A 19,798-nucleotide genomic window follows, 5' to 3' on the forward strand; every position below is an offset into this window, starting at 1 on the left:
CTCGTCCTCTTACTTGGCTTCTGCGGCGCGTTGCGCCTGCAGGGTCTTGATGCGCGCGATGTCGCGGCGCACTTCGCGCACGCGGCTCGGCTTCTCCAGCTGGCTGGTGGCCGCCTGGAAGCGCAGGTTGAAGGCCTCGCGCTTCAGGTTGCCAAGTTCCTCGCCCAGCTGGTCGTCGCTCTTCACGCGAAGATCGGTTGCCTTGGTCATCAGTTGCGCTCCAGGTGCGACGTGTCGCCGAGGCGGGCCACGACCTTGGTCTTGATCGGCAGCTTCATCGCGGCGCGCTCGAACGCCTCGGCGGCGAGCGGACCCGCGACACCGTCCAGTTCGAACAGGATGCGGCCCGGCTTCACCCGCGCGGCCCAATATTCCGGCGCACCCTTGCCCGAGCCCATGCGGACTTCGGCCGGCTTGGACGAAACGGCGACGTCCGGGAAGATGCGAATCCAGAGACGGCCCTGGCGCTTGATGTGGCGCGTGATCGCGCGGCGAGCCGCCTCGATCTGGCGCGCGGTGATCCGCTCCGGCTCCATCGCCTTCAGCCCGTACGAGCCGAAGTTCAGGTCCGTGCCGCCCTTCGCCACACCATGGATGCGGCCCTTGAACTGCTTGCGGAACTTGGTCTTTTTCGGTTGCAGCATGATCTAGCCCTTAGTTCCGGCGATCGTCGCGCATCGGGCGCACGCCCGAAGTCTGCGCTTCCATCATCAGCCGCTCCTGCGCGAGCGGATCATGGCCCAGGATCTCACCCTTGAAGACCCAGACCTTCACGCCGCAGACGCCGTACGCGGTGTGCGCCTCGGCCTCCGCATAGTCGATATGCGCGCGAAGCGTGTGCAGCGGCACGCGACCTTCGCGGTAGCTCTCGGTGCGCGCGATCTCGGCGCCGCCCAGACGGCCGCCGCACATCACCTTGATGCCGTCGGCACCCAGGCGCATCGCCGACTGCACCGCGCGCTTCATGGCGCGGCGGAAGGCGATACGGCGCTCGAGCTGGTCGGCGATACCCTGCGCGACGAGCTTGGCGTCGATCTCCGGCTTGCGGATCTCGACGATGTTCAGCGACACGTCCGACGAGGTCATCGAGCCGAGCTTCTTGCGAAGCTTCTCGATGTCCGAGCCCTTCTTGCCGATGATGACGCCGGGACGCGCGGCATAGATCGAGATGCGGGCCAGCTTCGCCGGACGCTCGATCACCACCTTGCTGATCGCGGCCTGCGGCAGCGTCTTCAGGATATACTGGCGGATACGCAGATCCTCCAGCAGCAGGCGGCCATAGTCGGCGCCGTCGGCGTACCAGCGGCTGTCCCACGTGCGGTTGATCTGCAGGCGCAGACCGATCGGGTTGCTCTTGTGACCCATTACGCTTCTTCCTGCTCGCGCACGACGATGCGCAGACGGCTGAACGGCTTCAGGATGCGGGTGGACTTGCCACGGCCGCGCGTCGCGAAGCGCTTCATGGTAATCGACTTGCCGACCGACGCCTCGGCGACGACGAGGGCGTCGACGTCGAGGTTGTGGTTGTTCTCGGCATTGGCGATGGCCGAGGCCAGCACCTTGCGCGCATCGACCGCCATCGCCTTCTTCGAGAAGGCGAGGATGTTCAGCGCCTTGCCGACCGGCTGGTTGCGGATCAGCGCCGCGACCAGGTTCAGCTTCTGCGCCGAACCGCGGATCTGCGTGCCGACCGACAGCGCCTCATTGTCGCCAACGCGACGGGGGGCCTTATCCTTCGACATCAGCGCTTGCCCTTCTTGTCGGCGGCGTGGCCCGGAAAGAACCGGGTCGGCGCGAATTCACCGAGCTTCATGCCGACCATGTCCTCGTTCACCGACACCGGCACGTGCTTGCGGCCGTTGTAGACGCTGAAGGTCAGGCCGACGAACTGCGGCAGGATGGTCGAACGACGCGACCACGTCTTGATTGGACCGGCGCGGGTGCCCTGGTCCTGAGCGGCTTCGGCCTTCTTCAGAAGGCTGAGGTCCACGAACGGACCCTTCCAGACGGAGCGAGCCATTACTTCTTCCTCGCGTGGCGGCTGCGGATAATCATCTTGTCCGTCGCCTTGTTGTGGCGGGTGCGCGCACCCTTGGTCGGCTTGCCCCACGGGGTGACCGGATGACGGCCGCCCGAGGTCCGGCCTTCACCACCGCCGTGCGGGTGATCGACCGGGTTCTTGGCGACGCCGCGGGTCAGCGGACGCTTGCCCAGCCAACGGTTGCGACCGGCCTTGCCCAGGTTGGTGTTCTGGTTGTCGGGGTTCGACACCGCACCGACCGTCGCCATGCAGGCGGCGTGGATGTAACGCTGCTCGCCCGAGTTCAGGCGGACGATCACCATGCCGCGGTCACGACCGACGACCTGGACGTACGTGCCCGCCGAACGGGCGATCTGGCCGCCCTTGCCCGGCTTCATCTCGACGTTGTGGACGATCGTGCCGACCGGCACCGAGCCCAGTTCCATCGCGTTGCCCGGCTTCACGTCGGTCTTCTTGCCGGCGATCACCTTGTCGCCGACGCCGAGGCGCTGCGGCGCGATGATATACGCCTGCTTGCCGTCGGCGTAGCTGACCAGCGCGATGAAGGCGGTGCGGTTGGGATCATATTCGATCCGCTCCACGGTGCCCTCGACGTCCCAGGTACGACGCTTGAAGTCGATGATGCGATAGCGCTGCTTGTGGCCGCCCGCGATGCCGCGCGACGTCACATGGCCCTTGTTGTTGCGACCGCCGGTCTTGGTCTTGCCCTCGGTCAGAGCCTTGACCGGACGCCCCTTGTACAGGGCCGAACGGTCGATCAGGATCAGGCCGCGGACGCCAGGCGACGTCGGGTTGTAATTCTTGAGTGCCATTAGCCCTGGACCCCCGTGGTGACGTCGATCGAATCGCCGTCCTTGAGCGTCACGATCGCCTTCTTGACGTCCGAGCGGCTGTAGGGCGTACCCTTCCAGCGCTTCGTCTTGCCCTTCTGGACCAGCGTATTCACGCCCGTGACGGTCACGTTGAACAGCGCCTCGACCGCCGCCTTGATCTCCGGCTTCGACGCATCGTTCGAAACCTTGAACACAACCGCGTTGTGCTCCGACATCATAGTCGACTTCTCGGTGATGTGGGGAGCCACGATCACGTCGTAATGGCGAATGTCGATCGCCTTCTTTGCGGCCTTAGCCATTGAAGCGCGCCTCCAGCTTCTCGACGGCGGCGCGGGTCAGGACCAGCGTGTCCGCCTTGAGGATGTCGTAGACGTTGGCGCCGCCGGCCGGCAGCACGTCGATGGTGTGGACGTTGCCCGCGGCCAGCGCGAAGCTGGTCTCGACGGCGTCGCCGTCGATCACCAGCGCCGTCTTGCCCATGCCGAGCTTGGCCCAGTCCGCCAGCAGCGTCTTGGTCTTGCTCTCGGCAACCACCAGGCTGTCCATGACGACCAGCGAACCCGCCTTGGCGTGGCTCGACAGCGCCATCTTCAGGCCCAGAGCGCGAATCTTCTTGTTCAGCGACGGATTGAAGTCACGAACGCGGGCGCCGTGCGCCTTGCCGCCGCCGATGAAGACGGGAGCGCGGCGATCGCCGTGGCGAGCCGTACCGCCGCCCTTCTGGCGACCGAACTTCTTGCCGGTGCGCGCGACGTCCGCACGCTCGCGGGTGCCGCGGGCGGTGCCGCGACGCTTCTCGAGCTGCCAGGTGACGACACGGTGCAGAATGTCGGCGCGCGGATCGAGGCCGAAGACCTCGTCGTTGAGCTCGACGTCCGCCGCCTTCGCCTTGGCGTCGAAGGATTGAACCTTGACCTTCACGTTCAGCCCTCCTGGCCGTCGGTCGCTTCCGGCGCGCTCGCTTCAGCGGGCGTATCGGCGGCGGTGTTGCTGTTTGCGGCCTGCTTCAGGCCGGCCGGGAACGGCGAATCGGCGTGACCCGGAACCTTGACCGAGTCCTTCACCAGCAGCCAGCCACCCTTCGAGCCGGGCACAGAGCCCTTGACGAAGATCAGGCCGCGCTCGGCGTCGGTCGAGACGATCTCGAGGTTCTGCTGCGTGCGGGTGCGGGCCCCCATGTGGCCGGCCATCTTCTTGTTCTTGAAGACGCGGCCCGGATCCTGGCGGTTACCGGTCGAACCGTGCGAACGGTGGCTGACCGAAACACCGTGCGTCGCGCGCAGACCGCCGAAGCCCCAGCGCTTCATCGCGCCGGCGAAGCCCTTGCCCTGGGTCGTGCCCTGGACATCGACCATCTGGCCCGCGACGAAATGCTCGGCCGAAATCTCGGCGCCGACATCCAGCAGATTGTCTTCGGTCACACGGAATTCCGCGAGGATCGCCTTGGGCTCGACCTCGGCCTTGCCGTACATGCCGCGCTGCGGCTTGGCGACGTTCTTGGCCTTGGCGCTGCCGGCGCCTAGCTGGACGGCGACATAACCGTCGCGGTCCGATTCCTTGCGTGCGACGACCTGGAGACCATCAAGCTGAAGGACGGTCACGGGCACGTGGCGCCCGTCGTCCTTGAACAGCCGGGTCATGCCCAGTTTCTTCGCGATCACGCCTGTGCGCATGATGCGTATTTCCTTCCAAACAGAGGCTCCGGGGCGTTTCCGCGCCGGGGAGCGTGCCAACGAAAAGACCCCTCGACGAAATCGCCGAAGGGCCAGCCCGAATTACAAGCGCCCCCGTCAGGGCTAGCGATTTCGCTTCATCATAAAGCGAAAGACGGGGACTCAGGCGCCGGTTCGAAAACCGGCCGGTATCCCTGCTTTCTGCGTGTCATTCGCGGGGAACGACACAAGCACGCCGGGGAATCATCCCCGGCGGATGCGGGCCTTTACGCCAGCTTGATCTCGACGTCAACGCCAGCGGCGAGGTCGAGCTTCATCAGCGCGTCGACGGTGTTCGCGGTCGGCTGCAGGATGTCGAGCATACGCTTGTAGGTGCGCACCTCGAACTGCTCGCGCGACTTCTTGTCGATGTGGGGACCACGGTTGACCGTGAACTTCTCGATGCGCGTCGGCAGCGGGATGGGGCCACGGATCAGCGCGCCGGTACGGCGGGCGGTGTCGGCGATCTCGCCGGTCGCGGCATCGAGCACGCGGTGATCGAACGCCTTCAGGCGAATGCGGATATTCTGGGTTTCCATGGTCCTGCCAATGCGAAAGAGCGGGTCCGCTTCCGGACTCTTGATTGAACGCTACACACAAAAAGAAGCGGCCGGCGCGCTAACGCCGGCCACTCCCGTTTGCAAGTCTTACTTCTCGATTTCGCTGACGACGCCGGCACCGACGGTGCGGCCGCCTTCGCGGATCGTGAAGCGCTGGCCGACATCCATCGCGATCGGGGCGATCAGCTTGATGCCCAGCGCGACATTGTCGCCCGGCATCACCATCTCGGTGCCCTCGGGCAGCTCGATCGTGCCGGTCACGTCGGTCGTGCGGAAGTAGAACTGCGGGCGATAGTTGGCGAAGAACGGCGTGTGACGGCCACCTTCGTCCTTCGACAGCACGTACACTTCCGACTTAAAGTCGGTGTGCGGCTTGATCGAGCCCGGCTTGGCGAGAACCTGGCCACGCTCGACCTCTTCACGGCCCACGCCGCGGATCAGCGCGCCGATGTTGTCGCCGGCCTGACCCTGATCGAGCAGCTTGCGGAACATTTCCACGCCGGTGACGGTCGTCTTGCGGACGGCTTCCTGGATGCCGACGATCTCGACTTCCTCACCAACCTTGACGATGCCGGTCTCGACGCGGCCGGTGACGACCGTGCCACGGCCCGAGATCGAGAACACGTCTTCGATCGGCATCATGAACGGCTTGTCGAGCGGACGATCCGGCTGCGGGATCGATTCGTCGACGGCGGCCATCAGGGCGAGGATCGCGTCCTTGCCCAGCTTGTCGTCCGAACCCGACAGCGCGGCCGTGGCCGAACCGCGGATGATCGGAATATTGTCGCCGTCGAACTCGCGCTTGCTGAGCTCTTCACGGATTTCCATCTCGACCAGCTCGAGGATTTCCTCGTCGTCGACCAGGTCGACCTTGTTGAGGAACACGACCATCGTCGGCACACCGACCTGACGCGCGAGCAGGATGTGCTCCTTGGTCTGCGGCATCGGGCCGTCGGTGGCGGCGACCACCAGGATCGCGCCGTCCATCTGCGCCGCGCCGGTGATCATGTTCTTCACATAGTCGGCGTGGCCCGGGCAATCGACGTGCGCATAGTGGCGCGCGTCGGTCTCATACTCGACGTGCGCGGTCGAGATGGTGATGCCACGCTCGCGCTCTTCCGGAGCCTTGTCGATGTTGGCGAAATCGACCGCTGCGTTGCCCGCGACGTTCTCAGCCAGGATCTTGGTGATCGCGGCCGTCAGCGAGGTCTTGCCGTGATCGACGTGACCGATGGTGCCGATGTTGAGGTGCGGCTTGTTCCGCTCGAATTTTGCCTTCGCCATTGCTTTCCTACCTTCTGGGTCAATTTCGCGGCCGGTCAGGGCGCCACGCGAACGCGGCCCCTTAACGACTCATTTCGTTCAAGGCCAGCCCCTGCCGGGGCCGACAGCGGAGTAAATCCGCTGCCGTCGGACCGCAGCGGCGCTGCGACCGCCCGACCTTCGGCGTCTCGGGGTCAAGTTGCCTTGGCCCCGTGCGCCTTAGGCCAGCTTCGCCTTCACTTCGTCGGCCACATTCTGCGGCACTTCGTCATAATGCGAGAACTGCATGCTGTACTGTGCGCGGCCCTGAGTGAACGAGCGGAGCTGGTTCACATAACCGAACATGTTGGCCAGCGGCACCATCGCCTCGACCGTCTGCGCGTTGCCGCGGCTGTCGGTGCCCTGAATCTGGCCGCGACGGCTGTTCATGTCGCCGATGACGTCGCCCAGATAGTCTTCCGGGGTGACGACTTCGACCTTCATGATCGGCTCGAGCAGCTTGATACCGGCCTTCTGCGCCGCTTCGCGCATCGCGCCACGGGCACAGATTTCGAACGCCAGCGCCGACGAATCGACGTCGTGATACGCGCCGTCCGTCAGGTGGACCTCGAAATCGATGATCGGGAAACCGATCAGCGAGCCCGTCTCGGCGGTCTCGCGGAAGCCCTTTTCCACCGACGGGATGTATTCGCGCGGGATATTGCCGCCCTTGATCTCGTCGAAGAACTGGAAGCCCGATCCGCGCTCGCCCGGCACGACCGTCACCTTGACGCGGCCGAACTGGCCCGAGCCGCCCGACTGCTTCTTGTGAGTGTAATCGATGTCGACCTTCTTGCCGAGATATTCGCGGTACGCCACCTGCGGCGCGCCGACGTTCGCCTCGACCTTGAACTCGCGCTTCATGCGATCGACCAGGATCTCGAGGTGGAGTTCGCCCATCCCCTTGATGATGGTCTGGCCCGATTCGTGATCGGTCGTCACGCGGAACGAGGGATCCTCGGCCGCCAGACGGTTGAGCGCGATGCCCATCTTTTCCTGGTCGGCCTTGGTCTTCGGCTCCACCGACAGCTCGATCACCGGCTCCGGAAATTCCATCCGCTCCAGAATGATCGGATTGGCCGAGTCGCACAGCGTGTCGCCGGTCGTCGTTTCCTTGAGGCCCGCGATGGCGACAATGTCGCCGGCGCGCGCTTCCTCGATATCCTCACGGCTGTTCGCGTGCATCAGAAGCATGCGGCCGATCTTCTCTTTCTTGTCCTTCACCGAGTTCAGGTACGAACCCTTGGTGAGGGTGCCGGAGTAGATCCGCGCGAAGGTGAGCGAGCCGACGAACGGATCGTTCATGATCTTGAACGCCAGCAGCGACATCGGCGCCGAATCCTCGGCGGGACGCGAATCGACAGTCTCGCCGTCGAGCTTGACGCCCTGCACGTCGGGGATGTCGAGCGGGCTGGGCAGATAATCGACCACCGCGTCGAGCAGCGGCTGAACGCCCTTGTTCTTGAACGACGAACCGCACAGCACCGGCACGAAATCGAACGCCAGCGTGCCCTTGCGGATCAGGCGCTTGAGCGTGGCGACATCAGGCTCATTGCCTTCGAGATAGGCTTCCATCGCCGTGTCGTCCTGTTCGACGGCGATCTCGATCAGCTCGGCGCGAGCGGCCGCAGCAGCATCCTTCATGTCGTCGGGAATGTCGCGATACTCGAACTTCGCGCCCAGCGACTCCTCGAGCCACACAAGCGCGCGATTCTCCACCAGATCGACCAGGCCGACGAACTGGCTTTCCAGACCGATCGGCAGGTACAGCACGGCGGTACGCGCGCCCAGGCGGTCCTTGATCATGCCGACACAGCGATCGAAGCTGGCGCCGGTGCGGTCGAGCTTGTTGACGTAGCACAGGCGCGGGACGCGATACTTGTCGGCCTGGCGCCACACGGTTTCCGACTGCGGCTCGACGCCCGCGACGCCGTCGAAGCAGGTCACCGCGCCGTCGAGCACGCGCAGCGAACGCTCGACTTCGATCGTGAAGTCGACGTGGCCGGGCGTATCGATGATGTTGATGAGGTGTTCCTCACCCTTGCCCTCTTCGGCGCGCCACTTGCAGGTGGTCGCCGCGGACGTGATCGTGATCCCGCGCTCCTGCTCCTGCTCCATCCAGTCCATCGTCGCGGTGCCTTCGTGCACTTCGCCGATCTTGTAGGACTTGCCGGTGTAATAGAGGATGCGCTCGGTCGTCGTCGTCTTGCCGGCGTCGATGTGCGCCATGATGCCGATATTGCGGTAACGGTCGAGCGGATGGCTGCGGGCCATGATCGTTCACTCCTGTGCCGACTGCGCGGCGGGCTAGATACGTATTAGGGCTTCGAACCCCAACCCGTTCGGGCTGAGCTTGTCGAAGCCCTGTGCTCACCTTCTTCGCCGGGAAGAAGTGCAGCCCTTCGACAAGCTCAGGGCGAACGGTAGTTGGGGAGCCGGGCCGAAACCCGAACTCCCCATATAGTAACCGAAATTACCAGCGGTAGTGGCTGAACGCGCGGTTCGCTTCCGCCATGCGGTGCGTGTCCTCGCGCTTCTTCACCGCGTTGCCGCGATTGTTCGACGCATCGAGCAGTTCGCCCGAAAGACGCGCCGACATGGTGTGTTCGCTGCGGTTGCGCGCGGCGGTGATGAGCCAGCGGATCGCCAGCGCCTGTGCACGCTCCGGACGGACCTCCACCGGAACCTGGTAGGTCGCGCCACCGACACGGCGGCTGCGGACCTCGATGCCCGGCTTGATGTTGTTCAGCGCGTCGTGAAACACGCCGATCGGGTCCTTCTTCGCGCGCGTCTCGACGGTTTCCATCGCCGAATAGACGATGCCTTCCGCGACGGCCTTCTTGCCGTCCAGCATCACGCTGTTCATGAACTTGGACAGCACCTCATCACCAAACTTGGGATCAGGCAGGATTTCCCGCTTTTCGGGACGACGACGACGAGCCATTGATTTCTTCCTTCAAACTTCAGCCATGCGAGGATCGGCCATTGAGCCTGTGTCCGACTTGCGTCGGTTGGCAGCCGACCGGCTTACTTCGGACGCTTTGCGCCGTACTTGGAACGCGACTGGCGGCGATCCTTGACACCCTGCGTATCGAGCACGCCGCGCAGGACGTGATACCGAACGCCGGGAAGGTCGCGCACACGGCCGCCGCGGATCAGCACCACCGAGTGCTCCTGCAGGTTGTGGCCCTCGCCCGGAATGTAGCTGATGACTTCGCGCTGGTTGGTCAGGCGGACCTTGGCCACCTTGCGCAGAGCCGAGTTCGGCTTCTTCGGAGTCGTCGTGTAGACGCGGGTGCAAACGCCGCGCTTCTGCGGGTTCTGCTCCATCGCAGGGACCTTCGACTTGGCCTTCTGCGGGTCGCGGCCCTTGCGGACCAGCTGGTTGATCGTCGGCATGAAGCCCTTCACCTTTATGTTACCGGCAAATTCCGGCGGTTACTTTGCTGGTGTCCTTGAAAACAGCCAAAGGGCCGTGGGAAGCGCATGCCCCAGGGCCCGTCAGTCTCCAGCAACGTTCAGCTCTGCCCCGCAAGCTTGTCCGGCGGGCACGGAATCACCGATGCCTGCCGCTTGCGGAACGCGGGCGCCTATACGCAGATGCCCCCTGGCGGTCAACAGGGTGGCGGGCGTGACGCCCTTAACCTGTTGGCAAGGCGGTTGCGGCCATGACCGGGCGATGATGCCGACAGCCGCCGACCTGATCGATGCCGCGCTGGCGTTGACGGCGACGGGCGGCGTCGGCCTCGCGGCATGGGCGGCAGCGTCCATCGCCGGTCGACGCCCGCCCCTGCCCCGCGCCGCAAACGACGACCGGCCGATGCGGCCGATGGCGTTCGATTGGCGGCCGGTCGCCGATCCCGAAGCGACGACGCGCGCGATCAGGGGCTGATCGTGGCTGATTGCCGATAGCCCACGTCGCGCCGTCAGACGGAGCCGGCGTTGCCGACCCCGCTGCCCGCCGCGACGAGTCCGCGTCACATGTGCAACTGACGCCCGTACGCCGCGAGCACGCTCTCGTGCATCATCTCGCTCAGCGTCGGGTGCGGGAAGACGGTTTCCATCAGTTCGGCCTCGGTCGTCTCGAGCTGCTTGCCGATGGTGTAGCCCTGGATCAGCTCGGTCACTTCGGCACCGACCATGTGTGCGCCCAGCAACTCGCCGGTCTTCGCATCGAACACGGTCTTGATGAAGCCTTCCGCCTCACCCAGCGCGATCGCCTTGCCGTTGCCGATGAACGGGAAGGTGCCGACCTTCAGTTCGTAGCCGGCCTCCTTCGCCTTCGCCTCGGTCAGGCCGACCGACGCGACCTGCGGGTGGCAATAGGTGCAGCCGGGGATGTTGAGCGGGTCCATCGCGTGCGGATGCTTCCCCGCGATCGCCTCCGCCGCGATCACGCCCTCGTGGCTCGCCTTGTGCGCCAGCCAGGGCGGCGCGGTGATGTCGCCGATCGCGTAGAGGCCGTCGATGTTGGTCCGGCACATCGCATCGGTCTTCAGGAACCCACGGTCGTCGATCGCGACGCCCAGTTCCTGCAGCCCGATGTCGGCGGTGTTGGGCACGATGCCGATCGCGACGATCACATGGCTGAAATCGCCGTCAGTGACCTTGCCGGCCTTGTCGGTCAGCTTCGCCGACACGCCGTTCGGCCCGGCCTTGATATCGTTGACTCTGGCGCCGGTCAGGATGGTCATGCCCTGTTTCTTGAGTGCCTTCTCAAGGAAGGCGGAGACGTCCGCGTCCTCGACCGGCACGATGCGGTCGAGCATCTCGACCACGGTCACCTCGGCGCCCATGTCGTTGTAGAAGCTGGCGAACTCGATCCCGATCGCGCCGGAGCCGATGACCAGCAGCTTCTTCGGCATCTCGGCCGGCACCATCGCGTGGCGATAGGTCCAGATGCGCTTGCCGTCGGCCGGCGTGCCCGGCAGGTCGCGCGCACGCGCACCGGTAGCGACGATGATGTTCTTCGCCACCAGCTCGCTCTTCTTGCCGTCCTTGTCGGTGACGGTCAGCCTGCCCTTTCCGGTCAGCCTACCCTCGCCCATATGTACGGCGATCTTGTTCTTCTTCATCAGGTGCGTGACGCCCTGATTGAGCTGTTTCGCTACCCCGCGCGAGCGCTTGACCACGGCGTCGAGGTCCGCGCTGATCTTTTCCGCGACCAGGCCATAGTCCTTGGCGTGCTGCATATAGTGGAAGATCTCGGCCGAACGCAGCAGCGCCTTGGTGGGGATGCACCCCCAGTTGAGGCAGATGCCGCCCAGATTCTCGCGCTCGACGATCGCGGTCTTCAGCCCAAGCTGCACCGCCCGGATCGCCGCGACATAGCCGCCAGGCCCGGAGCCGAGGACGATGAGGTCGTAGGTGTCAGGCATCAATAGCTCCATCAAACCCCTCTCCCCTTGAGGGAGAGGGAGGGGCCCGCCGCGCAGCGGTGGGAGGGTGAGGGGTGGCGAGCGCGCGGGCGATCGTCGCGATCACGCCCTCGGGATTGGACAATATGTCGTGATTCCAGAAACGGATCACGCGATAGCCGGCCGAATGCAGCCACGCCGTCCGACGATCATCCTGCGGACATTCGCCATGCTGGCCACCGTCGACCTCCACGATCAGGCGCCGCGACTGGCAGGCGAAATCAACGATGAACGAACCGATCGGCTGCTGGCGACGGAATTTGGCGTCGTCGAGCCGGGCGCCGCGCAGCAGGCTCCATAGCGCGCGCTCCGCGTCGGTCATCTCACGACGCAGGGTCTTTGCGCGGGCGAGCGTGGTCGGGGCATAGCCTCGCCCCCTCACCCTCCCACTCGGCGTTGCCGAGCGGGCCCCTCCCTCTCCCTCAAGGGGAGAGGGGATGGTCGGCGCCTCAGCCACGACCAATCACCCGCGGCCGGCGATCCTCGTCGATCGCCACGAAAACGAACTGCGCCTGCGTCACCAGGCAGCTTTCCTCGACATGGCGGTCGCGGCGCCAGGCGGCGACGTCGATCGTCATCGACGTCCGCCCCACCCGCACCAGATCGGCATAGACCGACACCTCGTCGCCGACCGCGACGGGGGCGAGGAACTTCATCCCCTCGACCGCGATCGTCACCGCACGGCCCTTGGCGTGGCGCGACGCGACCAGGCCGGCGGCCATGTCCATCTGGGCCATCAGCCAGCCGCCGAAGATGTCGCCGTACGGATTGGCATCGGCGGGCATCGTCGTGACGCGGATCGCCGGCTGGGTGGCAGGCGGCGCCTCACCCATCGGACCGCCGCCGGTCGATGCCCCATGCCCTGCGCAGCGGCCCCAGCCCGAGGATCACGACGATCCCGGCCGCGACCCAGCCTGCGAACTCGAACTCGCGCCGCGCAAGCGGATAGGCCCAGGCCGCGACCGCGACGATCAGCGCGGTGGCCGCCAGCCCCGCGGCGATATGCAACAGTTCGACCAGGGTGCGCACGGGCACGCGACTCGTCCCCTTCTCGATCAGGCAATCATGCCAAGCGGCGCTTCGACCAGTTCCTTGAAGACCTTCATCAGCTCGGCGCCGTCTGCCCCGTCGATCGCGCGGTGATCGAAGCTGCCGGTCGCCGACATGACGGTGGCAATGGCTAGCGCGTCGTCGATCACGTAGGGTCGCTTCTCGCCCGCGCCGATCGCCATGATCATGCCCTGCGGCGGGTTGATCACCGCCTCGAACTGCTTGATCCCGAACATGCCCATGTTGCTGAGCGAGGCGGTGCCGCCCTGATATTCCTCGGGCTTCAGCTTGCCTTCCTTGGCGCGGCCGGCAAGCTCCTTCATCTGGGTGGAGATGCTCGACGGGCTGGCATTCGCGGCATCGCGGATGATCGGGGTGATGAGCCCGGTCGGCGTCGATACCGCGACCGACACGTCGGCGCGCCTGTAGCTGACCAGGTTGTCGCCGGTGAAGGTGACGTTGCACTTCGGCGTCGCCTCCAGCGCTACGCCCAGCGCCTTGATGAGCAGATCGTTGACCGACAGCTTCACGCCGCGCGACTCGAGCGCCTTGTTGAGGTCGGCGCGCAGCTTCAGCAGCGCATCCAGCCGGATATCGACCGTCAGGTAGATGTGCGGGACGGTCTGCTTCGATTCGGTCAGGCGGCGCGCGATCGTCTTGCGGATGTTGGAAAGCTTCTCGACCTCGTGCGGGATGCTTTCGTCCCACCAGACCTTGGCGGGCGCGGGCGCGGCAGCCGCGGCGGCGACAGGCGCTTCGACGGCCGGGGCAGCCGCCTTGGCCGGCGCCTCGCCAGCCTTCGCGCCGTCCAGGTCCGCCTTGACGATCCGCCCGTTCGGACCCGAGCCCGCCAGCGCGCCGAGATCGATGCCCTTCTCCGCCGCGATGCGCCGGGCGAGGGGACTGGCCTTCACGCGATCCCCAGACGCGGCGGGCGCGGGGGCCGGCGCGGATGCCGGCGCAGGCGCGTCGGCCGACTTGGCCTCAACCTTCGGCGCCTCGGCCGGCTTCGGTGCGTCTTCCTTCGCCGCGGCCTTGGGTGCCGATGCGCTGGAGGCGTCCTCACCCTCTTCGGCGATCATCGCGATGACGGTGCCGACCTTCACGCCGTCCGTCCCCTCGGCCACCAGGATGCCGGCGATCGTCCCCTCGTCGACCGCCTCGAACTCCATCGTCGCCTTGTCGGTCTCGATCTCGGCCAGCAGGTCGCCCGCCTTCACGGCGTCGCCTTCCTTGACCAGCCACTTGGCGAGCGTGCCCTCCTCCATCGTCGGGGAGAGAGCGGGCATCTTCAGTTCGATCGCCATGGCGGTTCCTGTATCTCCTAGGGTCTTCTCTCTTGCGCCCGTGCCGCGCCGGGTCAAGGCTGCCGCTTGCGTCAGGCCCGGCTTCGCGCCACCAATCGCGCGAACGGAGGGGAAAGTTCATGCGCACCTATCTGGTGGTGGTCGACGACAGCCCGGAGGCGGAGAATGCGCTGCGCTTTGCCGCGCGCCGCGCGGTGCGAACAGGCGGGGGTGTCGAAATCCTGGCGCTGATCGAACCGATCGAGTTCGTCCAGTGGGGCGGCGTCCAGGCTACGATCGAGGAGGAGGCACGGGTCAAGGCCGAGGCGATCGTCGCGGGTGCGGCGGGCACGCTGCTGTCGGAATCGGGGGTGACGCCTTCGATCGTGGTCAAGCAGGGCGACGGGCCGAAGATCGTGCGCGAGCGGCTGGCCGACAATCCCGATATCGCCGCGCTGGTGCTGGGAGCAGCCGCCAGCGGCCCGCCGGGGCCGCTGGTCGCGCATTTCGCAGGGGCCGACGCGGGGGCGCTGCGCGTGCCGGTGATGATAATCCCCGGGTCGCTGACGCGCGAGGATATCGACCGCGTCAGCTGAAAGGCCGGGTCGGGCGAGACCGGGGGGTGTAGCCGGCCCCGCCCTAACTCGTCAGCGCTTGAGCGTCTTGCTCGGTGCGCGGTAGATGATCTTGGTCTTGGGCCGCGCAGGCGCGCGATACACCTTCTTCTTCATCGCGACGCTTTCGTAGACGGTGATCGTCTCGGTCGTGCGGGTCGTCGTCGGCATCACCGTGACCGTGGTGGTCGTGCCGCCCGCCCATCCATAGCCGTAACCATAGCCCTGGCCGTAATAGCCATGGGGCACGCCGCCATGGTGATAGACGCGCGTCTCGACGCGACCGTCGCGATAGACCTGCGGCGGCGGGGGCGGATAGCCTGGGCCGGCATGGGGATAGGCTGCACCCGGCGGGGGCGGCGGCATGCGCCGAAGGTCCCGATCACGGCGACGGTCGCCGCGGCGCCCATCCGCCCTGTCGATCGCGGCGCCGGCAATCGCCCCGGCGCCCGCCCCGATGATGGTGCCGGCAAGCTTGTCCCCGCGCCCGGCGATGACGTTGCCGGCGATCCCGCCGATCACGCCGCCGATCACCGCGCCACCGACTCCGTCGTCGCGGCGCTCGCGCGGGCCACGGTCGTCGCCCTCGTAATAATCGTCGTCATAGGCGTAGCCGCCGTCATAGCGGCTCCAGTCGACGCCGCCGACGCTGTCGAACACGCGGCCCCGCCCATCGACCAGCACCGCATCGTCGTAATAGCGGCTCCAGCGATAGCCGGCGGGCGGTGAGCCGAGACCGTAATAGGCGAAATCACTGATGTGGAAGCTCGGCGCGAACCAATAGCCTGGCAGCACCCAGCCGCGAGTCGGCCGGCGATAGGCGGTCCAGCCGCCGGGCGCGCGGACGCCGCCATACCAGCGCCCATCGATCCGCCCGCCCCAGCGCGACTGGCCGGCCCACTGCCGCTGGCCACCACGCACCTGGCCGTTCCAGCCGCCCATCCGTGTGACGGTGGTGGTCGGTCCGACGACCGTCGTCGAGGTGCCGGGCCGCGAGACATGATGCTGCGCCCCGGCGGGGGTGACGAACGCCGCCCCGACGGCGATGGCGCCCGCAGCGAACCAGACCTTGCGCATGACCAAATTTCTCCCTGCCCGGGGCCAGCCCCGGCACTCACGACTAATCCTTACCGCCAGTGTAACCGTTCGGCCCCGCGCGCAGAACCGCGCACGAAGGTTAACGCCGTCCCGATCCGGGCCAGTTTCAGGTTAACGCAAGCCGGGGACCGAGCAGGCGCATCAGCATCTCGCACCCCGCCGCGTCGCCGGCATCGAACCGCGCGGGCAAAGGGCTGTCGAGATCGAGCACCCCGATCAGCGTCCCCTGGCTGACGATCGGCACCACGAGTTCGGATCGGCTGGCGGCATCGCAGGCGATATGGCCCGGAAACGCATGGACGTCCTCGACCAGCTGCGTTTCCAGCGTCGCGGCCGCCGCGCCGCACACTCCCTTGCCGAACGGGATGCGGATGCACGCGGCCCTTCCCTGGAACGGGCCGAGCACCAGTTCGCCGCCGACACTGCGGTAGAAACCCGCCCAGTTGAGGTCGGGCAGATACTGCCACAGCAGCGCCGCCGCGTTCGCCATGTTGGCGATCGCATCCGGTTCGTCGACGGTCAGCGCGTCGAGTGCGCCTTCAAGCTCGCGGTAGAGTTCGGTCTTCGACCCGGCGGCGATGGCGAAATCATACATGGCTGGCGATGTAGGCGGCGCGTGTCGCCTAATCCAGTTGTACCTTGCCGCGCCCGGCCTTCACCGCGCTGCGGCCCTTCTTCTCGTCGACGCGGCGTGCCCTGGCAGCTTTCGACGGCCTGGTCTTCACCCGTTTCGCCTGGCGTTCATGCGCTTTCGCGATCAGGTCGCCCAGCCGGGCGCGGGCATCCTCGCGGTTGGCGTCCTGCGTGCGAAAGCGACGCGCGGTGATGAGCAGTTCGCCGCTCGACGTCAGCTTCGATCCCGCCAGTTCCTTCAAGCGGGTGTAGGCATGGGGCGGCAGGCCCAGCCGGAACACATCCACGCGCAGTTGCACCGCTGTCGCAACCTTGTTGACATTCTGTCCGCCGGGGCCGGTCGATGCGAGGAACTTCTCCTCGACGATCGCCTCCTCGGGTATCATTCCCCGAAGCCGAGATGGGTGAAGCGCGGCGGCAGCGGCGCCTCCGCCTCGACGGGAGGCTTGCTTCCCCGCGCAAGCGACAGCGCGACGGCATGGAGCATCATCGCCGGGCCGCCCCGGCCGTAGACCGGATCGCCGACGATCGGCACCCCCAGCCCGGTCGCGGCGTGGACGCGCAGCTGGTGCGTGCGGCCGGTCTCCGGCGTGAATTCGACGAGCGAGCGACCGTCCCTCGCATCCAGCAACCGCCAGTTGGTGCGCGCCGCCTTGCCGCCCTCGCGCACGATCATCCGCCAGCCGCTCTCGCGCGTGCTGACCTTGTCCAGCGGCAGGTCGATCAGCCCGCCCTCCCCCTCCGGCACGCCGTCGAGGATCGCCAGATAGCGTTTCGCCACCTGCCCGGCCTCGAACGCCTGACCGAAACGCTTGGCCGCGCCGGGATTGCGCGCGAGCAACAGGCAGCCGCTGGTATCGCGGTCGATCCGGTGCACCGGCTGCGGCCAGCGGTGAAAGCCGAACGTCAGTTCGCCCAGCATCGATTCGACGCTCGGGCTGCGATCGCGCGGGGAATCGACCGGCAGGCCGGCGGGTTTGTCGAGGACGATCGCCTCGCCGTCGAGGAACAGGATGCGGTCAGCCAGCATGGTCGCCATGTGGCACCGTAACCGCATCAATGGAAGGCGTAGGCATCCATCGCCAGCACGCCATAGGTGTAGCTGTGGTGCAGCCGCTCGACCGCCGCCCCCGCCCCGCCCGCACCCATCGCGGCGAACAGCGGCAGGATATGGTCCGGCGTCGGGTGGTTGAGGCGGCCGTGCGGCCCGCGCTCGACGGCGTGGAGCACCGCATCGGTATCGTCCGCCACGATGCGGTCGTGCATCCAGTCGGCGAACCCGCTGACCCAGCCGGGCACCGCCGCATCGTGATCGCGCCCTTCGGCGAAGATCGCGCGGAGATTATGGGTCAGGCTGCCCGATCCGATCACCAGCACGTCGCGCCCGCGCAAGGGCGCGAGCAGCCGGCCGATCGCGTGGTGCCATTCGGGCGGATGGCGGCTGCTGATCGACAGCTGGACGACCGGCACGTCGGCATCCGGCCAGCCGAGCATCAGCGGCACCCAGGCGCCGTGATCCAGCCCCCGCGCCGGATCGATCGCCACCGGAATGCCGGCATCGGCGATCAGGCCGGCGATCTCCTCCGCCAGCGCCGGATCGCCCTTCGCTGGATAGTTCAGGTCGAACAGCGCCTGCGGAAAGCCGCCGAAATCATGGATCGTCGGCGGTGCCTCCACCGCCGTCACCACCGCATCGACGGTGTCGTGATGCGCGGAGACGACGACGATTGCGCGCGGCCGACCGAAGCGGTCGCCCAGCCCGGCGAGGAATTCCCGCGCCGGGCTGGGTTCGAGCATGATCATCGGCGATCCGTGACCCACGAAGACGGCCGGCAGCGCCATCAGCCGAACAGCTTGATCGCGACTTCGGCGACGCGCCGTCCCTGATAGCGCGCGCCGCCAAGATCGACCTCGCTCGGCTGGCGGCTGCCGTCGCCGTCTGTCAGGGTGGACGCGCCATAGGGGGTGCCGCCGTGCACTTCCTTGACGCCCTGCAGGCCCGGATAGCCATAGTCGAGCCCGACGATCGTCATGCCAAAGTGCAGCAGGTTGGTGATGATGCTGAACAGCGTCACTTCCTGCCCGCCGTGCTGGGTAGCGGTGGCGGTGAAGGCCGCGCCGATCTTGCCGTTGAGCTTGCCCTGATACCATAGGCCACCGGCCTGGTCCCAAAAGCTTGCCATCTGGCTCGACATGCGGCCGAAGCGCGTCGGCGATCCGACGATGATGGCGTCATATCCGGCGAGCGCATCGACGCCGGAAATGACCGGGTGGGTGTGATCGGTCTTGAAATGCGCCGCCTTCACGACCGCGTCGGGCGCGGTTTCCGGCACGCGCAGCACATCGACCTCGGCACCGGCCTCGCGGGCGCCCTCCGCGATCGCGTCGGCCATCTGCGACAGGTGGCCGTAGGAGGAATAATAGAGGACGAGAACCTTCGCCATGATGCGTGCTCCTTTAGGAAAATCGGGTGGCCCGGGGCGGGAGGGGGGGGGAGGATGCCCCGGGCCGGTGAAGATCACTTGCTGTCGACGAGGACGATCTCGGCATCGTCGATCGCGGTGATCGTCACGGTCTGGCCACCGGTCAGCGCGGCGCCGTCGCGGGCGTCGAAACGCTGCCCGTCGATGTCGAGCGCGCCGGTGGCGGGAACCAGATAGACGTGGCGTCCCTCGCCGATCGCATAGGTCAGGCTCTCACCCGCCGCCAGCGTCGCGCCGGCGACGCGGGCGTCGGCCCGGATCGGCAGCGCACCGGCCGCGATCTCGTCGCCGAAACCGCTGGCGAGCGTGACCAGACGCCCCGAACGATCGCCCTTCGGAAAGGGCTTGGCGCCCCACGACGGCGCGCCGCCAGCCGAACGCGGCTCGATCCAGATCTGGAACAGCGTCGTGTCCTCCGCCTCCAGATTATATTCCGCGTGACGCACGCCGGTGCCCGCCGACATCACCTGGACGTCGCCCGCCCCGGTGCGGCCCTGGTTGCCCATCGAATCCTGATGGGTGATCGCGCCGCTGCGGACATAGGTGATGATCTCCATGTCGCGGTGCGGGTGCGGCGGGAAACCACTGTTCCCGGCGATCCTGTCGTCGTTCCAGACGCGGATCGCGCCCCAGCCCATGCGGTCAGGATCGTAGTAGTTCGCAAAGCTGAAATGGTGCCGCGCGTCGAGCCAGCCGTGATCGGCATGGCCCAGGCTGTCGAAGGACCGCCGTTCGATGCGGGGGGTGGTGACGGTGTCGAGCATGATGA

At 66.6% G+C, this 19,798-nt stretch carries 28 protein-coding genes; 2 read left to right on the forward strand and 26 right to left on the reverse strand.

Features of this window, described 5'->3' with window-relative positions:
• Positions 1–9: 9 nt before the first annotated feature.
• The 14 genes from rpmC to rpsL all read right to left on the reverse strand — a co-directional run bounded on the left by rpmC (position 10) and on the right by rpsL (position 9,847).
• Positions 10–210: a 50S ribosomal protein L29 gene (gene rpmC / locus VYI76_RS03470; protein ID WP_326523384.1), complete on the reverse strand. Its 201-nt coding sequence runs from the start codon at positions 208–210 to the stop codon at positions 10–12.
• Positions 210–644: a 50S ribosomal protein L16 gene (rplP, locus tag VYI76_RS03475; RefSeq protein ID WP_326523385.1), complete on the reverse strand. Its 435-nt coding sequence runs from the start codon at positions 642–644 to the stop codon at positions 210–212. Before rplP ends, rpmC begins: the two co-directional genes overlap by 1 nt.
• A 10-nt stretch (positions 645–654) precedes the next feature.
• A complete protein-coding gene (rpsC, locus tag VYI76_RS03480) occupies positions 655–1,365 on the reverse strand; it encodes a 30S ribosomal protein S3 (RefSeq protein ID WP_326523386.1) in 711 nt (236 codons plus the stop codon).
• Positions 1,365–1,742 carry a 50S ribosomal protein L22 gene (gene rplV, locus VYI76_RS03485; RefSeq protein WP_326523387.1) on the reverse strand — a complete coding sequence of 126 codons (378 nt, stop codon included), beginning with the start codon at positions 1,740–1,742 and terminating at the stop codon, positions 1,365–1,367. Before rplV ends, rpsC begins: the two co-directional genes overlap by 1 nt.
• Entirely contained in the window at positions 1,742–2,020 is a 279-nt protein-coding gene (rpsS, locus tag VYI76_RS03490; protein ID WP_326523388.1) for a 30S ribosomal protein S19, read from the reverse strand. Before rpsS ends, rplV begins: the two co-directional genes overlap by 1 nt.
• A complete protein-coding gene (rplB, locus tag VYI76_RS03495) occupies positions 2,020–2,853 on the reverse strand; it encodes a 50S ribosomal protein L2 (protein WP_326523389.1) in 834 nt (277 codons plus the stop codon). Before rplB ends, rpsS begins: the two co-directional genes overlap by 1 nt.
• Positions 2,853–3,173 (reverse strand): 50S ribosomal protein L23, encoded by a 321-nt coding sequence (locus VYI76_RS03500; RefSeq protein WP_326523390.1) that lies wholly within the window; start codon positions 3,171–3,173, stop codon positions 2,853–2,855. The genes rplB and VYI76_RS03500 overlap by 1 nt, the downstream gene beginning before the upstream one ends.
• Positions 3,166–3,795 carry a 50S ribosomal protein L4 gene (gene rplD / locus VYI76_RS03505; RefSeq protein WP_326523391.1) on the reverse strand — a complete coding sequence of 210 codons (630 nt, stop codon included), beginning with the start codon at positions 3,793–3,795 and terminating at the stop codon, positions 3,166–3,168. Before rplD ends, VYI76_RS03500 begins: the two co-directional genes overlap by 8 nt.
• 2 nt (positions 3,796–3,797) lie before the next feature.
• Positions 3,798–4,547: a 50S ribosomal protein L3 gene (gene rplC, locus VYI76_RS03510; RefSeq protein ID WP_326523392.1), complete on the reverse strand. Its 750-nt coding sequence runs from the start codon at positions 4,545–4,547 to the stop codon at positions 3,798–3,800.
• 266 nt (positions 4,548–4,813) lie between these two features.
• Complete coding sequence (gene rpsJ, locus VYI76_RS03515; RefSeq protein ID WP_326523393.1) at positions 4,814–5,125, reverse strand: 30S ribosomal protein S10; 312 nt, start codon at positions 5,123–5,125, stop codon at positions 4,814–4,816.
• 108 nt (positions 5,126–5,233) lie between these two features.
• Positions 5,234–6,430, reverse strand: a complete 1,197-nt coding sequence (gene tuf, locus VYI76_RS03520) for an elongation factor Tu (protein WP_326523394.1) — start codon at positions 6,428–6,430, stop codon at positions 5,234–5,236.
• Positions 6,431–6,628: 198 nt separating this feature from the next.
• Complete coding sequence (gene fusA, locus VYI76_RS03525; RefSeq protein WP_326523395.1) at positions 6,629–8,722, reverse strand: elongation factor G; 2,094 nt, start codon at positions 8,720–8,722, stop codon at positions 6,629–6,631.
• A gap of 199 nt (positions 8,723–8,921) precedes the next feature.
• Complete coding sequence (gene rpsG / locus VYI76_RS03530) at positions 8,922–9,392, reverse strand: 30S ribosomal protein S7 (RefSeq protein WP_326523396.1); 471 nt, start codon at positions 9,390–9,392, stop codon at positions 8,922–8,924.
• Positions 9,393–9,475: 83 nt separating this feature from the next.
• Complete coding sequence (gene rpsL / locus VYI76_RS03535; RefSeq protein WP_019516007.1) at positions 9,476–9,847, reverse strand: 30S ribosomal protein S12; 372 nt, start codon at positions 9,845–9,847, stop codon at positions 9,476–9,478.
• Positions 9,848–10,127: 280 nt separating this feature from the next.
• Here rpsL and VYI76_RS03540 point away from each other — a divergent pair, with 280 nt between their 5' ends.
• Positions 10,128–10,340 carry a hypothetical protein gene (locus VYI76_RS03540; RefSeq protein ID WP_326523397.1) on the forward strand — a complete coding sequence of 71 codons (213 nt, stop codon included), beginning with the start codon at positions 10,128–10,130 and terminating at the stop codon, positions 10,338–10,340.
• An 85-nt stretch (positions 10,341–10,425) separates the two neighbouring features.
• Here the strand turns inward: VYI76_RS03540 and lpdA are convergent, their stop codons facing one another.
• The 5 genes from lpdA to VYI76_RS03565 all read right to left on the reverse strand — a co-directional run bounded on the left by lpdA (position 10,426) and on the right by VYI76_RS03565 (position 14,222).
• Positions 10,426–11,826 (reverse strand): dihydrolipoyl dehydrogenase, encoded by a 1,401-nt coding sequence (lpdA, locus tag VYI76_RS03545; RefSeq protein ID WP_326523398.1) that lies wholly within the window; start codon positions 11,824–11,826, stop codon positions 10,426–10,428.
• Entirely contained in the window at positions 11,819–12,187 is a 369-nt protein-coding gene (locus VYI76_RS03550; protein WP_326523399.1) for an endonuclease domain-containing protein, read from the reverse strand. Before VYI76_RS03550 ends, lpdA begins: the two co-directional genes overlap by 8 nt.
• A gap of 127 nt (positions 12,188–12,314) precedes the next feature.
• Positions 12,315–12,698 (reverse strand): acyl-CoA thioesterase, encoded by a 384-nt coding sequence (locus VYI76_RS03555; protein WP_326523400.1) that lies wholly within the window; start codon positions 12,696–12,698, stop codon positions 12,315–12,317.
• The gene (locus VYI76_RS03560; RefSeq protein ID WP_326523401.1) at positions 12,691–12,900 is read right to left on the reverse strand and encodes a hypothetical protein; all 210 of its coding nucleotides are present in this window, start codon (positions 12,898–12,900) and stop codon (positions 12,691–12,693) included. The genes VYI76_RS03555 and VYI76_RS03560 overlap by 8 nt, the downstream gene beginning before the upstream one ends.
• A gap of 20 nt (positions 12,901–12,920) precedes the next feature.
• A complete protein-coding gene (locus VYI76_RS03565; RefSeq protein WP_326523402.1) occupies positions 12,921–14,222 on the reverse strand; it encodes a pyruvate dehydrogenase complex dihydrolipoamide acetyltransferase in 1,302 nt (433 codons plus the stop codon).
• Positions 14,223–14,341: 119 nt separating this feature from the next.
• On the opposite strand from VYI76_RS03565, the gene VYI76_RS03570 reads away from it, so the two are divergent.
• A complete protein-coding gene (locus tag VYI76_RS03570) occupies positions 14,342–14,797 on the forward strand; it encodes a universal stress protein (RefSeq protein WP_326523403.1) in 456 nt (151 codons plus the stop codon).
• 51 nt (positions 14,798–14,848) lie between these two features.
• Here the strand turns inward: VYI76_RS03570 and VYI76_RS03575 are convergent, their stop codons facing one another.
• The 7 genes from VYI76_RS03575 to VYI76_RS03605 form a co-directional block, all read right to left on the reverse strand.
• Positions 14,849–15,892: an RcnB family protein gene (locus VYI76_RS03575; RefSeq protein WP_326523404.1), complete on the reverse strand. Its 1,044-nt coding sequence runs from the start codon at positions 15,890–15,892 to the stop codon at positions 14,849–14,851.
• 127 nt (positions 15,893–16,019) lie between these two features.
• A complete protein-coding gene (locus tag VYI76_RS03580; protein ID WP_326523405.1) occupies positions 16,020–16,508 on the reverse strand; it encodes a GAF domain-containing protein in 489 nt (162 codons plus the stop codon).
• Positions 16,509–16,536: 28 nt separating this feature from the next.
• Entirely contained in the window at positions 16,537–16,932 is a 396-nt protein-coding gene (gene arfB / locus VYI76_RS03585) for an alternative ribosome rescue aminoacyl-tRNA hydrolase ArfB (RefSeq protein ID WP_326523406.1), read from the reverse strand.
• Positions 16,929–17,576 (reverse strand): RluA family pseudouridine synthase, encoded by a 648-nt coding sequence (locus VYI76_RS03590; RefSeq protein ID WP_326523515.1) that lies wholly within the window; start codon positions 17,574–17,576, stop codon positions 16,929–16,931. The genes arfB and VYI76_RS03590 overlap by 4 nt, the downstream gene beginning before the upstream one ends.
• A gap of 26 nt (positions 17,577–17,602) precedes the next feature.
• The gene (locus VYI76_RS03595; protein ID WP_326523407.1) at positions 17,603–18,388 is read right to left on the reverse strand and encodes a dioxygenase family protein; all 786 of its coding nucleotides are present in this window, start codon (positions 18,386–18,388) and stop codon (positions 17,603–17,605) included.
• Positions 18,388–18,990: an NAD(P)H:quinone oxidoreductase gene (gene wrbA, locus VYI76_RS03600; RefSeq protein ID WP_326523408.1), complete on the reverse strand. Its 603-nt coding sequence runs from the start codon at positions 18,988–18,990 to the stop codon at positions 18,388–18,390. The genes VYI76_RS03595 and wrbA overlap by 1 nt, the downstream gene beginning before the upstream one ends.
• 74 nt (positions 18,991–19,064) lie before the next feature.
• A complete protein-coding gene (locus tag VYI76_RS03605; protein ID WP_326523409.1) occupies positions 19,065–19,793 on the reverse strand; it encodes a pirin family protein in 729 nt (242 codons plus the stop codon).
• Positions 19,794–19,798 lie beyond the last annotated feature (5 nt).

The sequence above is a fragment of the Sphingomonas sp. genome, from assembly GCF_035910975.1.
Classification (GTDB): Bacteria; Pseudomonadota; Alphaproteobacteria; order Sphingomonadales; family Sphingomonadaceae; genus Sphingomonas.